The following is a 12,592-nucleotide window of genomic DNA, read 5'->3' as shown; positions in this document are numbered from 1 at the left end:
CTCAACTGTCGCGCAGCGCCTCGATCAGCTCGTCCTTCGTCATCGACGAGCGTCCGTCGACGTCGAGTTCCTGCGCCCGCTCGTAGAGCTCGTCCCGCGTCCACTCGTCGTAACTGGGCGACTCCCCGCCCCTGTGCCCGATCTCGGAACGCGAGGTGTTCGCCGCGGCGTTGGCGATGCGGGCGGACTTCTCCTTCGACTCCCCTTCCCCACGCAGCCGTTCATAGAGTTCCGGGTCCTTGATCGACGGATTCCTGTTCTCAGCCATGTGCGCCCAGGGTAGTCCCCAGCGCCGACCTCAGGTGCGCCGTGGCCTCCGCCATCGCCGCCCGCGCCCCGGACCACACCGCGACCGAGTTTACGAAGGGGTGCACCAGCCCGCGGTGACGCCGCAGCGTGACCTGAACCCCGGCATCCTCCAAGCGTCCTGCGTAGGCCTCCCCCTCATCACGCAGCGGGTCGAACCCGGCCACCGCCACATACGCCGGTGCCAGTCCACTCAGGTCCGGCTCCAGCATCGGCGACACCCGCGGGTCGCGCGGGTCCACCGCCTCAGTCAGGTCACCGCTGCGCCCCAGGTAGTGGTGCTCGTACCACTCCATCTGCGCAGCCGTCAGGTACAGGCCCTCCTCCCCGAACTCCGCATAGCTGGCCGAACGCTGCGACAGGTCCGTCACCGGGACGAAGAGCTGCTGCAGCGCGGGCTGGGCGCGCCCCTGGGCGCGCAGCCACAAGCAGCAGGACGCCGCGAGGTTCCCGCCGGCGGAGTCGCCAGCGACGACGAGGCGTCCTGCGTCCACGCTGGTGTCCGCGACGCGGGCACCGTCCTGCAGGGCGGCGACGACGGCCGTGGTGTCCTCCAGCGCTGCCGGGAAGGGGTGCTCGGGGGCCAGGCGGTAGTCCACCGCCACCACCGTGACACCGCCGTCGGCGCAGAGGCTGCGACAGGCGGCGTCGTGGCTGTCGAGAGATCCGGTGACCCAGCCCCCGCCGTGCAGGTACACCAGCGTCGGACGCGGCGAGGTGTCTGCCGGCCGGTGCAGATAGACACGTACCGGCACCCCAGCGATCTGCTCCTCACGCACCTCGGCGACGCTCGGGCTGCCGCCGGCGATGAAGGCCTCGCGCTCCACGATGCGCCGCGAGTGCACCGGCGGTACATCCACAATGTCCAGCCCGCTGACCACCCGCAACGCCAGCAGCGTCGCGGTAACGTCCGGATCCAGGACGTCGCCGTCGTCGTTGCGGCGTACTCCCACCCGCCGCCACGCCGCCCGCGGCACGAGGCTGGCGACCGTGCCCAACAGCCGCGCGCCCAGACCCACCACCTTATCGACGGCCCCCGGACGGTAGCGTCCGTTGCCGGGATTCAGTGATGCCGTGTTGTGATCCAGGTCATTTCTAGGGCGCATCTACCTACTGTGTCACAGCATGCCCGCGTCGCGCACCGTGTCGCGCTCCTCCGCCAGTTCCGCGGCACTGTCCGCGATGCGCTGGCGCTGCCGGTCGTCGAGGTCCAGGCCCTGGACGATCTGCCAGACACCGTCGACCGCGCGGCAGGGGAAGCTGGCGAACAGGCCCTCGGCGACCCCGTAGGAGCCATCGGAGCGCAGGGCCACCGACGTCCAGTCACCCTCCGGGGTGCCATTGAACCAGTCGTGCATGTGGTCCACCGCCGAGGACGCCGCCGACGCCGCCGAGGACGAGCCACGCACCTCGATGATCTCCCCACCACGCTTGGCCACCCGCGGGATGAACTCCCCGTCCACCCACTCCGGGTCCAGTTTGTCGGCGACCGGCTCCCCGTCGAGCAGCAGCTCTGCGACATCGGGGAACTGCGTATTCGAGTGGTTTCCCCACACGGTCATGCGCGACAACCGACCCGGGGTGACCCCCAACTTGCCGGCGACCTGGGCGATCGCCCGGTTGTGGTCCAGACGCGTCATCGCCGTGACCTGCCCGGCCTCCAGGCCCGCGTGGGCATCCAGGATCGTGGCATTCGTATTCGCCGGGTTACCGACGACCAATACACGCACCCCGGGTGCGGCATTGGCCGCGATGGCCTTGCCCTGCGGGCCGAAGATCTTGCCGTTGCCGGTGAGCAGGTCCGAACGGTCCTCCCCCTTGCCGCGCGGCTTCGCGCCGACGAGGAACACCGCCTCCGCACCGGCGAAACCCTCGTCTGGATCATCGGTGACGGTGATGCCGGCGATGAGCGGGAAGGCGGAATCCAACAACTCCATGGCCACGCCCTCGGCGGCCCGCTTCGCCGCCGGGATCTCCAGCAGCCGAAGCTTCACCGGTCGGTCGCCGAAGACATCTCCGGAAGCGACGCGGAACAACAGGGAGTAGGCGATCTGCCCGGCGGCCCCGGTGACGGTGACGGTGATGGGTTGTGTCGGCATGGTGTGCGACCTCGTTCCTTTTCGCGATTGCAGTGGTGTTCGGTGCCCCACCAATGTAGACGTGACGAACGATCCCCCTGTTCCGGTGCCCCCTCATAGGTGGGGGCATAAACGTTATGTGCGTTCCCGGCGTGGGTTCCGCTTAGCATGGGAGTACACGGCGACACCCGTTTGCCGCGCCCCCGGGAGGATCCCCGACCCCAGCACACGTCCCCGTCACACCAGACGCTGCACCCGTCGCTGCACCAGACGCCGCACCAGAGACCAGGCCAGGAGCGCCCCATTGATCACTGACCCCGCCGACCTGCCAGGCAGCCACCGGCGCTACGACTGCTCCCCGCAGGAGTACCAGCTGGTCCTGGACACCGCGATCCCTGAACTCGTGCGCTCCGGGCTCTCCGCCGATACCCGTGACATCGCCGTCGGCGCGGGTGTACCCCCCACGCACCCCCTCTTGAGGGACACCCGCGTGCTCTACGACGAGGCGGTGCGTTACGCCTTCCGTCGGCTCTGGCCCCGCCCCGAGGACCTGGACGTGGAACGCCTCGTGCCCGCCGAGGCCGTGCGCTCCCTGGTGCGCACCGCCTACCGGCGCCACCGCGCCGACCCGGACGCCGTGCGCCTGATCATCTCCGAGAACGTCCTGTCCCGCGGGCATCTTGAAGGACGCAACGACGTGCTCGAGACCTCCCCCGTGGTGCTGCAGATCGACCGGGTGCTCATGCGCGGGCAGGACTACGGCGCCTTCCGCCCCGGCATCTCCGCCGAGGACGTGTACGTGCTGATCACGTCCCTGTGCTGCTTCCCCGCCTCCCAGGGCGGACTGTTCCAGCTGCTTTACGGCACGGACATGGATCACGCCGCCACCGTGGAAGGCCTGGAGAAGCTGGCCTGCGACACCGTGCTGGCCTTCCTGACCACCTCAATGCCCACCACCCAGGGCAGTTCCTATACCCACGCGGCTCCGACCACACGGACCCCGTCGTCGGTGTCGGCGTCGTTGTACACCGCCGGCGACGGTGGCTCCGTGGAAGAGGTCGTGACCTACCGCGCCGAGGATCTGCCGGAGTACACCGCCCCGCGCGAGACCCACGCGTCCGCCTACCCGCCCTTCGATTCCTTTAGTGGGGATCTGGGTGAACTGGGTGAGTTGGGTGGCGAACTCGGTAGTGATCTCGGTGGGGACAGTTCTGAGGGCACCGGCCTGGACGCCGACATCCCCGAGGACTCCGACCAGGACCACATCACCGACCTCTACGACGAGTAGGTCGGCTGGGCCTGCTGGGGAAATACCCGGTCAACCCAGAACCCCGCGCTATCGATGGTCCGCGCACGATGTCAATCCGCGTGAAGACAGAAAGTCCCCAACAATCGGGGCATCGGCCGACGAATCTTCGTACTATGTTTTAGTCGTGAACATCTTCCATCGCAACGCCACCAAGGCCGCAGCCGCCGCCTTCATCGCCGTCCTTGCAATCACAGGTGCCAGCACCGCCACCGCCGCCCCAAAGCCCGACGAACTGGCTGTAACTTGGATCGCCTCAATGAACGCCGAAGACGACAGGTACTTAAGCACTGTCCACTCCTTGGGAACAACGTTCTACATCCGTTTAACGGTTTTGAACACCTCTGACACCCCTATTACCGTCACTGGATACAATTCAGCGCTCACCACCGTTGTCCATCCAGCTTGGATCGAGCGAGGCTACGAACCCCAATACTGCGACCAGTACATCGTGGAAAGCGGCAGCACCGAACGCCAGTCCTTTCCCCAGGTCGTGGATCCCGGCGAGAGCGTCTACCTCAAGGACAATGTGAACTACGAACGTTTGGACATCTACGACGAGGCCTGCCAGCTAGAACATACAGTGAGCATCGGCACTCTCACAGTCGCAGGCGACAACGACGATCTCCCCCCGTCGTCCAGCTCATCTTCCCACTCATCGCTCACCGGTAGCCTCGGCTCACTGATCTCCAACTGATCGACAACGCCCGACAGTCTCCCGACTGGAAACCCGGCCAGTGGATGTTTTTCATCCCTCTCATCGGGACCATCTTGATCGGCGCGATCCACCTAGTCGGCCTCTCCATCGTCGGCTTTTGATCCCCTCCCGAGCACGACAAGCGCGAGTCAACAGAAAGAGCCTGCCCTACAGGACGGGGGCCTTCTGACACGTAGCCCTTCTGGGTACCGGTAGTCCACGTAGGTGGTACCGCTCCGGGGACAGGGGTCGAGTCCGTCCTCGGTCGAGGTCTCCGTCGTAGACAGCCCATCGCCACCGCTCGATCTGATCGTTGGCATAGCCCGGGGAGATGCCCACGGCCGGGGCTCCTCTCAGTGAGCGGGTCGGGGTGGCTCACAGCCTGTCCAAGAGGGGCGACCCCTCCACTCGCCAACAAAACGCGGTGCTATTGAACCCGGAGGCCTGGCGCCCACCAGACCGAGAGGCCCCCGCACTGCACGCCCCCACTGCAGCCCGCCACGCCTAAGAGTCAGGCGCTGCGGCGGTCGCGCTCGGCGACTTCCTCGTGGGTGAGCAGCTCGGGCTCGGCCTCGCCGGTCACGCATCCGCCGGAGATGATGACTTCACCGGTGTCCGGATCGTCCGGGATGGCGTACATCATCGGCAGCAGCAGGTGCTCCACGATCGAGCGCAGGCCACGGGCACCGGTCTCGCGCTCCAGCGCCTTCTTCGCGATCTCGCGCAGGGCGTCGTCCTCGAAAGTGAGCTGCACGCCATCCATCTCGAAGAGGCGCTGGTACTGGCGCACCAGGGAGTTCTTCGGCTCGGTGAGGATGCGCACCAGGGCGTCTTCGTCGAGGTGACCGACGTGGGTGATCACCGGCAAGCGGCCGATCAGCTCGGGGATCAGGCCGAACTTGACCATGTCCTCCGGCTCCACGAAGCGGAACGGATCCGGATCCTCATCGGACTTGCCGCGGATCTCGGAACCGAAGCCCACGCCCTTACGTCCACGACGCTCGGCAACGACCTTCTCCAGGCCGGCGAACGCGCCCGAGACGATGAACAGCACATTCTTCGTATCGAACTGGATGAGCTCCTGGTTGGGGTGCTTGCGCCCACCCTGCGGCGGAACGTTGGCGACCGTGCCCTCCAGGATCTTCAGCAACGCCTGCTGCACACCCTCGCCGGAGACGTCGCGGGTGATCGAGGGGCTCTCGGACTTACGCGAGATCTTGTCGACCTCGTCGACGTAGATGATGCCCTGCTGCGCCTTGGCCACGTCGAAGTCCGCCGACTGCAGCAGTTTGAGCAGGATGTTTTCAACGTCCTCACCCACGTAGCCGGCCTCGGTGAGGCTGGTGGCGTCGGCGATGGCGAAGGGCACGTCCAGCATGCGGGCCAGCGACTGGGCCAGGTAGGTCTTGCCGGAGCCGGTGGGCCCGAGCATGAGGATATTGGACTTGGTCAGCTCTACGGCGTCATCGCTGCGGCGGGCACCAGCGTTGGCCGTCTCGACGCGGATGCGCTTGTAGTGGTTGTAGACCGCGACGGCGAGCGTGCGCTTGGCCTCGTCCTGCCCGATGACGTACTCGTCGAGGAAGGTGGTGATCGCCGCGGGGTGCGGCAGGTCAGCGTCCTCCCCGGCGGGTGTCACGCCGGCGGCGAGCTCTTCCTCGATGATCTCGTTGCAGAGCTCAATACACTCGTCGCAGATGTACACACCCGACCCTGCGATGAGCTTGCGGACCTGCTTCTGGCTCTTTCCGCAGAACGAACACTTGAGCAGTTCGGCGCTTTCCTGCATCGATGGCATGTGAGACGAACTCTCCTGTGAAACTTGGTGATCCGTTGGTAACGCGTCCGGCCCATCATACCCCCGCGCCCGCCGCGACGACGGACGTTCCGGGCACAGTGTCGCCGACAGCACGGCGCGTCGGGCTGTAGAGGTGCGATGAGACGGTGGGGGTAGACTGCCACCGAAGCGGCTGCCGCTAACGCGCGACCCAGCTAATCCCAGCCCGACCCTAGCGACCAGGAAGAACCCTTTGTCCCCGTCCATTACTTCCCTGACCGACCACGCTTGTCTGGTGGTCCACGGACCCGACCAGCCCGGCCTGGTCTCCGTCATCGCCGCACTGATCACCCGGAACAAGGGCAATATCATCTCCCTTGACCAGCACTCCTCTGATCCGGAGGACGGCGGGTTCTTCCAGCGCATCGTCTTCCACCGTCAGAACCTCGTCACCGCCATGGACGACATCAGGGCTGACCTCGCGGAGACCCTCGAGCCTTATGACATGGAGTGGTCGCTGTCCGACCGCTCGCAGCCCAAGCGCATGGCGATCCTGGCATCCAAGGACGACCACTGCCTGCTGGACCTGCTGTGGCGCCAGCGCCGCGGTGACCTGCCTGTCACCATCCCGATGGTGATCTCGAACCACACCGACACCGTCGAGGACGTCCGTTCCTTCGGGGTGCCGTTCTTCCACGTCCCCTCGCAGGCGGGCCCGGACAAGTCCGCAGCCGAGGCGGAGATCCTGCACCTGCTGAAGGGCAACGTGGACTTCATCGTCCTGGCTCGCTATATGCAGATCATCTCCAGCGACTTCCTGGAGCAGCTCGGCGTGCCCGTGATCAACATCCACCACTCGTTCCTGCCGGCCTTCATCGGCGCTGCTCCGTACCGCAAGGCCAAGGAGCGCGGAGTGAAGCTCGTCGGCGCCACGGCCCACTATGTGACCGAGAACCTGGACGAGGGCCCGATCATCGAGCAGGACGTGGTGCGCGTCAATCACCGGGATAGCGTCGCTGACCTGAAGCGCCTCGGCGCGGAGGTCGAGCGGTCCGTCCTGTCCCGCGCCGTGCTCTGGCACGCCCAGGACAAGGTGATCCGGACCGGCAACACCACGATCGTGTTCTAGTCCCCTCCCCCGCGCAGGACGCTCCCTGCGCAGGTCCCCTCCCCGCGCAGGACGCTACGTCACCGCTCCGCGAACGGCGCGGCGGTGATCTCCCGCAGTTCGTCGACGGTCACACCATCGGCGCATTCCACCAGGGTCAGGCCCGCCTCGGCGTCGACCTCGAAGACCGCGTGGGAGGACACGATCAGGTCCACGCACTTCGCCCCCGTCAAGGGCAGGGAGCACTGCTCCACGATCTTCGGCGTGCCGGCCTTGGTCACGTGGTCGGTCATCACGATGATCTTCTGCGCTCCGTGCACCAGGTCCATCGCCCCGCCCATGCCGCGCACGAGCTTGCCCGGCACCATCCAGTTCGCCAGGTCACCGTAGCGCGAGATCTCCATCGCGCCGAGCACGGCAACGTCCACCGAGCGTGAGCGGATCATGCCGAAAGACTCCGAGGAGCTAAAGAAGCTCGCCCCCGGGTTCACGGTGATTGTCTCCTTTCCGGCGTTGATCAGCTCGGGGTCGACCTCGTCGTCGGTGGGGTACGGCCCCACACCCAGTACCCCGTTCTCGGAGTGCAGGATCACGTCGATGCCCTCCGGCAAAAAGCCGGGGACCAGCGTCGGCATGCCGATGCCGAGGTTCACGTACTGGCCGTCGGCGAGCTCGCGAGCCACCCGGGCGGCCATCTGTTCACGGTTCCAGACCATGGTCTTTAGACCTCCGCATTCTTGTCGGGTCGGGTCGTTCGGTTCTCGATGCCGGTCTCCTGCGGGCCGACGTGCACCACGCGGTCCACGTAGATGCCGGGCAGGTGGACCTCGCCGGGGTCCAGTTCGTCGACGAGGTGCTCAACCTGGGCGATGGCCACCCGGGCGCACTTGGCGGCCTCGGGGTTGAAGTTCTGGGCGGTCTCACGGAACACCAGGTTGCCCTTGCGGTCGGCCTTGTGGGCGTGGACCAGGGCGACGTCGGCGTGGATGGCGGTTTCCAGGATGTAGTCCTCACCCTCGAAGGTGCGGGTCTCCTTCGGCTCGGAGTATTCGGCGACCGACCCGTCCGGGTTGTAGCGCACCGGCAGCCCGCCGGTGGCGAGCTCTGTTCCCACGCCGGCCTTGGTGTAGAACGCCGGCACGCCGGCGCCGCCAGCACGCATACGCTCGGCGAGGGTGCCCTGCGGGGTGAACTCCACGGACAGATCTCCGCTGAGGTACTGCTGGGCGTAGATCCGGTTGGAGCCGATGTAGGAGCCGATGGTGCGGGCGACCCGATGGTCCTCCAGCAGGGTGCCGAGGCCGAAGCCGTCGGTACCGCAGTTATTGGAGATGATCGTGAGTTCGCCGACGCCCAGATTGCGCACGGCCTCGATCAGAACGGAGGGGATGCCGACCAGGCCGAATCCGCCGACGGCGAGGGAGGCGCCGTCGGTGATGTCGGCCACCGCCTCGTCTGCTGTGGTGAATGTTTTGTCAAGCATATGGAAAACTGTACACTGGTGTTCGCGCAATGGACAATTGTTCGCTAAGTGAACGGATGACGGGAGAAGTTCGGTGGTAGAGATACAACACCCAACCGAGAAGCAGGACGGCGGCCAGGTCCAGTCCTTCGTCCGCGGCCTGGCAGTGATCCGCTGCTTCGACGGCGACCATCCCACACTGACCCTGGCCCAGGTCGCCGAGCGTACGGGCCTCGCCCGCGCCACCGCCCGCCGTTTCCTGCACACCCTGGTCTCCATGGACTACGCCAGTACCGACGGCACGGAGTTTCGCCTGACCTCCCGGGTCCTGGAACTCGGACACAGCTACCTGTCCTCACTGTCGCTGCCGGACATCGCCCAGCCCCGCCTGGAGGAACTCTCCCGGCGCATCGGTGAGTCCAGTTCCATGTCCGTGCTCGAGGGCCAGGATGTGGTCTACGTCAGCCGCGTGCCGGTGCGCCGGATCATGGCGGTATCGATCACCATCGGCACCCGCTTCCCCGCCACGGCGACCTCCATGGGACGGGTCCTGCTGGCCGACCTGCCCACCGCCGAACTCGACGCGATCCTCGACGCCGGCGACCTCGCCGCCCCCACCCCGCGCACCTGCACCTCCCCGGAGAAACTGCGCGCCGAACTGCAGACCGTGCGCGAGCAGGGCTACGCCCTGGTTGATCAAGAGCTGGAGGTGGGCCTGCGGTCCGTCGCCGCCCCGGTGCGCACGCCGGACGGTCGGGCCGTCGCCGCGGTCAACGTCTCGACGCGCACGGAGGTCCACGACCTCGCCGACCTTCACGCTCGCATCATCCCCGAGCTCGTCGCCACCGCCGCCACCATCAGCAACGACCTCGCCGCACAGCATCCCTAACCCCCAAAAAACACCACGGAGGAAACCAATGACAAACAACACCGACCCCACCGATGTCGTCCTGTGCTCCCCGCTACGCACCCCGGTCGGCGCCTACGGCGGTGCCTTCACGGACGTGCCCGTCCAGGACCTGGCGTCCACCGTCGTCGCCGCCATCGTCGAGCGCACCGGCCTGTCGCCCGAGAACATCGACGATCTCATCCTCGGCCAGGCCTCGCCGGACGGTGCCGCACCGGCGTTGGGACGCGTCGTCGCGTTGGACGCCGGCCTCGGTGAGTCCGTCCCCGGCATGCAGCTCGACCGTCGCTGCGGCTCCGGCCTGCAGGCCGTGGTCACCGCCGCCGCCCACGTCGCCACCGGAGCCGCCGATCTGGTCATCGCCGGTGGCGCGGAGTCGATGAGCCGCACCGGCTACTCGGTGGACGGTTCGATCCGCTGGGGCGTCAAGGGCGGTGACCTGGTGCTGCACGACCGTCTCGCCGAAGGCCGGGCGTCCGCCGGCGGCCGCGACCACCCGATCCCCGGCGGCATGATCGAGACCGCCGAGAACCTGCGCCGCGAGTACGGCATCACCCGCCAGGCGCAGGACGCCCTGGCCACCGAGTCCCACGCCCGCGCCGTCGCCGCCGTGCAGGACGGCACCTTCGCCGAGGAGATCGTCCCGGTCACCGTCCCGGGTAAGCGTCGTCGCGACCCGGACACCGTCGTCGACACCGACGAGCACCCGCGCCCGGGCACCACCGAGGAGAAGCTCGCCGGGCTGCGTCCGGTGATGGGACGCCAGGACGACGAGGCCACCGTCACCGCCGGCAATGCCTCGGGTCAGAACGACGGGGCGGCAGCGATGATCGTCACCACCCGCGCCCGCGCCGAGGAACTGGGCCTGCAGCCGCTCGCCCGCCTGGCCGGCTGGGCCGTCGCCGGTGTCGCCCCGGAGACCATGGGCATCGGGCCGGTGCCCGCGACCGCCCGGGTGCTCGAGCGCCTGGGGCTGAGCCTGGACGACCTCGACGTGATCGAACTCAACGAGGCCTTCGCCGCCCAGGCCCTGTCGGTCCTGCAGCAGTGGGGTGTCGACGCCGACGACCCGCGCCTGAACCCGCACGGCTCGGGCATCTCACTCGGCCACCCGGTCGGTGCGACCGGCGCGCGGATGCTGGTGACCCTGTGCCATGAACTGCAACGCAGGCAGACTGGGGACACGCCCCTGCGTGGCCTGGCCACGATGTGCATCGGCGGCGGTCAGGGGCTCGCCGCCGTCCTCGAGAGCGAAGGATAATAACCGTGAATACACCACTCACCCTGCACGCCGTCGACTACGGACCGGATAATCCCTCCAGCACCGTCGTCCTGCTCGGCTCGCTCGGCTCGACCACCGAGATGTGGCTGCCGCAGCTCGACGCGCTCGGCCACGACCGTCGCGTCATCGCCCTGGATCACCGCGGCCACGGCCGCTCCCCGCTGACCCCCGAGGGGGCCCCGGCACCCGGCGTGGAGGACCTCGCCGCCGACGTGCTGCACACCCTCGACGGCCTTGGTGTGGAGAACTTCACCGTGGTCGGGCTGTCGCTCGGCGGTGCGGTGGCGCAGTACCTCGCCGCCACAAGCGGGCGGGTCGACAAGGCGGTGTTCATCTGCACCGCGGCGAAGTTCGGCGAGCCATCCGGCTGGGTCGAGCGCGCACAGACCGCCCGCGAGCAGGGTGTGGGGGCCTTGGCGGACACGGTGATCACCCGCTGGTTCTCCCCCGAGTTCCGCGCGGCCAATCCGGCAACCACGGACCACTACCGCGACATGGTCGCCGACACCGACGACGAGGGCTACGCGGCATGCTGCGGGGCCCTGTCGGGGTGGGACTTCACCGACCGCCTGTCGGAGATCACCGTGCCCACGCTGGTCATCGCCGGTGAGCACGACCCGTCCACCGCCCCGGAGACGGTGAAGGTCATCGCCGATGGGGTGCCCGAAGCGTCCTACGTGGTGCTCTCCCCTGCGGCACACCTGCCGAACCTCGAGCAGCCCCAGAGCGTCAACGGGCTGATCACTGGCTTCCTAGCGGGCTGATCCACCGGCGACAGGAGAGATTGATGGCGAATTCCCGTTCCGGTGAGTCGGTCCTCCAGCGTGCGATGAGAATCCTGGAATGCTTCGATGCCCACACTCCCCGACTGTCGGCATCGAAGATCGCCGACATCACGGGCCTCTCCCGCTCAACTACCCACCGCCTGGTCACGGAAATGACCTCGGTGGGCATGCTGCAGCGACTCGCCGACGGGAACGTCACGGTGAGCACTCACTCCTGGGAAACCTCCGTGCGCTGCAGCCCCCTTGAAGAACTTCGTGACATCGCAAAACCCACCCTCGAGAGTCTGCACGCGAGATTCGATCACCATATCTTCCTGGCGGTGCCCGACTTCGAGGAACTCAGTGTTCTCTACCTCGAGCACTACGACGCTCGCTACCCACTGCGGATCCTGAGCAGACAGGCCTCCCGGCTATCGATCCACAACAACTCGGCCGGGCTGACCTTGCTGGCCTATGGCGGCGAGAAAGCAATCTCCCGCGTCTTGAACGGCGCACTACCTGAACGGGTGACGGGAGAACCCATGGACCCGGCGCGGGTGCGTGCGGATCTCCTCCAGATTCGGCAACAGGGCTACGGGCACATTGTCGGCGGAATGGTCACCGAGAATACGTCCTTCGCCGTGCCCTGTTTCAATCTGACCGACGGATCCGTGCAGTGCTCACTCGGCCTCGTGGCCCGGACGGACCGATGCGATCACGACGACGTCCTCGACGCGATTATTGCTGCCGGCAGAACGCTCTCAGAGAACCTGACCACAGCTGCCACTACAGCTGCCACCCCCGGCACCCCAGTCAGCTGTCCCATTGAACGGGACACAGTCGCCAACGGCGCTCAATGAAAATACGGTTCACAGCACTCCCCCTCAACGAACGAAAAGAGAAGT

The 12,592-nt window shown here is 67.0% G+C and carries 13 protein-coding genes; 7 read left to right on the top strand and 6 right to left on the bottom strand.

What is annotated here, in order from left to right:
- Window position 1: 1 nt before the first annotated feature.
- Genes ACT3SZ_RS07360 through ACT3SZ_RS07350 form a run of 3 tightly spaced genes read right to left on the bottom strand, consistent with a single transcriptional unit; the run spans window position 2 to window position 2,405 of the window.
- The gene (locus ACT3SZ_RS07360; RefSeq protein WP_444617873.1) at window positions 2-268 is read right to left on the bottom strand and encodes a DUF7218 family protein; all 267 of its coding nucleotides are present in this window, start codon (window positions 266-268) and stop codon (window positions 2-4) included.
- Window positions 261-1,412 carry an alpha/beta hydrolase gene (locus ACT3SZ_RS07355; protein ID WP_444617871.1) on the bottom strand — a complete coding sequence of 384 codons (1,152 nt, stop codon included), beginning with the start codon at window positions 1,410-1,412 and terminating at the stop codon, window positions 261-263. Before ACT3SZ_RS07355 ends, ACT3SZ_RS07360 begins: the two co-directional genes overlap by 8 nt.
- Before the next feature lie 12 nt (window positions 1,413-1,424).
- Window positions 1,425-2,405 (bottom strand): malate dehydrogenase, encoded by a 981-nt coding sequence (locus ACT3SZ_RS07350; RefSeq protein ID WP_444617869.1) that lies wholly within the window; start codon window positions 2,403-2,405, stop codon window positions 1,425-1,427.
- A 283-nt stretch (window positions 2,406-2,688) separates the two neighbouring features.
- Here ACT3SZ_RS07350 and ACT3SZ_RS07345 point away from each other — a divergent pair, with 283 nt between their 5' ends.
- Both ACT3SZ_RS07345 and ACT3SZ_RS07340 read left to right on the top strand, forming a co-directional pair.
- The gene (locus ACT3SZ_RS07345; protein ID WP_444617867.1) at window positions 2,689-3,672 is read left to right on the top strand and encodes a TetR family transcriptional regulator; all 984 of its coding nucleotides are present in this window, start codon (window positions 2,689-2,691) and stop codon (window positions 3,670-3,672) included.
- Window positions 3,673-3,817: 145 nt separating this feature from the next.
- Window positions 3,818-4,387, top strand: coding sequence for a hypothetical protein (locus ACT3SZ_RS07340; RefSeq protein ID WP_444617865.1), 570 nt, complete (start codon window positions 3,818-3,820; stop codon window positions 4,385-4,387).
- A gap of 511 nt (window positions 4,388-4,898) precedes the next feature.
- Here ACT3SZ_RS07340 and clpX read toward each other — a convergent pair.
- On the bottom strand, window positions 4,899-6,176 hold the full coding sequence (clpX, locus tag ACT3SZ_RS07335; protein WP_444618064.1) for an ATP-dependent Clp protease ATP-binding subunit ClpX: 1,278 nt from the start codon (window positions 6,174-6,176) through the stop codon (window positions 4,899-4,901).
- A gap of 262 nt (window positions 6,177-6,438) precedes the next feature.
- On the opposite strand from clpX, the gene purU reads away from it, so the two are divergent.
- On the top strand, window positions 6,439-7,293 hold the full coding sequence (purU, locus tag ACT3SZ_RS07330) for a formyltetrahydrofolate deformylase (RefSeq protein WP_444618063.1): 855 nt from the start codon (window positions 6,439-6,441) through the stop codon (window positions 7,291-7,293).
- A gap of 59 nt (window positions 7,294-7,352) precedes the next feature.
- On the opposite strand, the gene ACT3SZ_RS07325 is transcribed toward purU, so the two are convergent.
- The gene (locus tag ACT3SZ_RS07325) at window positions 7,353-7,988 is read right to left on the bottom strand and encodes a 3-oxoacid CoA-transferase subunit B (protein ID WP_444617864.1); all 636 of its coding nucleotides are present in this window, start codon (window positions 7,986-7,988) and stop codon (window positions 7,353-7,355) included.
- 5 nt (window positions 7,989-7,993) lie between these two features.
- Window positions 7,994-8,755 (bottom strand): CoA transferase subunit A, encoded by a 762-nt coding sequence (locus ACT3SZ_RS07320; RefSeq protein WP_444617862.1) that lies wholly within the window; start codon window positions 8,753-8,755, stop codon window positions 7,994-7,996.
- A gap of 73 nt (window positions 8,756-8,828) precedes the next feature.
- On the opposite strand from ACT3SZ_RS07320, the gene ACT3SZ_RS07315 reads away from it, so the two are divergent.
- The 4 genes from ACT3SZ_RS07315 to ACT3SZ_RS07300 are packed head-to-tail and all read left to right on the top strand — an operon-like array spanning window position 8,829 to window position 12,547.
- A complete protein-coding gene (locus tag ACT3SZ_RS07315) occupies window positions 8,829-9,623 on the top strand; it encodes an IclR family transcriptional regulator domain-containing protein (protein WP_444617860.1) in 795 nt (264 codons plus the stop codon).
- A 28-nt stretch (window positions 9,624-9,651) separates the two neighbouring features.
- Window positions 9,652-10,902, top strand: a complete 1,251-nt coding sequence (locus tag ACT3SZ_RS07310; protein ID WP_444617858.1) for an acetyl-CoA C-acetyltransferase — start codon at window positions 9,652-9,654, stop codon at window positions 10,900-10,902.
- Window positions 10,903-10,907: 5 nt separating this feature from the next.
- The gene (gene pcaD / locus ACT3SZ_RS07305; protein WP_444617857.1) at window positions 10,908-11,687 is read left to right on the top strand and encodes a 3-oxoadipate enol-lactonase; all 780 of its coding nucleotides are present in this window, start codon (window positions 10,908-10,910) and stop codon (window positions 11,685-11,687) included.
- Between the two features lie 23 nt (window positions 11,688-11,710).
- Window positions 11,711-12,547, top strand: coding sequence for an IclR family transcriptional regulator (locus tag ACT3SZ_RS07300; RefSeq protein ID WP_444617856.1), 837 nt, complete (start codon window positions 11,711-11,713; stop codon window positions 12,545-12,547).
- Window positions 12,548-12,592: the final 45 nt, after the last annotated feature.

This window comes from Corynebacterium sp. AOP40-9SA-29 (genome assembly GCF_052377405.1).
In the GTDB taxonomy this organism is placed as follows: Bacteria; Actinomycetota; Actinomycetes; order Mycobacteriales; family Mycobacteriaceae; genus Corynebacterium.
The sequence above is the reverse complement of the archived record's forward strand: the minus strand, read 5'-3'. Positions and strand labels throughout refer to the sequence as shown.

Bases quoted from the DNA above. Each gene is read 5' to 3' on its own strand.
- ACT3SZ_RS07360 (WP_444617873.1), bottom strand. From the start codon at position 268: ATGGCTGAGAACAGGAATCCGTCGATCAAGGACCCGGAACTCTATGAA.
- ACT3SZ_RS07355 (WP_444617871.1), bottom strand. From the start codon at position 1,412: ATGCGCCCTAGAAATGACCTGGATCACAACACGGCATCACTGAATCCC.
- ACT3SZ_RS07350 (WP_444617869.1), bottom strand. From the start codon at position 2,405: ATGCCGACACAACCCATCACCGTCACCGTCACCGGGGCCGCCGGGCAG.
- clpX (WP_444618064.1), bottom strand. From the start codon at position 6,176: ATGCAGGAAAGCGCCGAACTGCTCAAGTGTTCGTTCTGCGGAAAGAGC.
- ACT3SZ_RS07325 (WP_444617864.1), bottom strand. From the start codon at position 7,988: ATGGTCTGGAACCGTGAACAGATGGCCGCCCGGGTGGCTCGCGAGCTC.
- ACT3SZ_RS07320 (WP_444617862.1), bottom strand. From the start codon at position 8,755: ATGCTTGACAAAACATTCACCACAGCAGACGAGGCGGTGGCCGACATC.
- ACT3SZ_RS07310 (WP_444617858.1), top strand. From the start codon at position 9,652: ATGACAAACAACACCGACCCCACCGATGTCGTCCTGTGCTCCCCGCTA.
- ACT3SZ_RS07300 (WP_444617856.1), top strand. From the start codon at position 11,711: ATGGCGAATTCCCGTTCCGGTGAGTCGGTCCTCCAGCGTGCGATGAGA.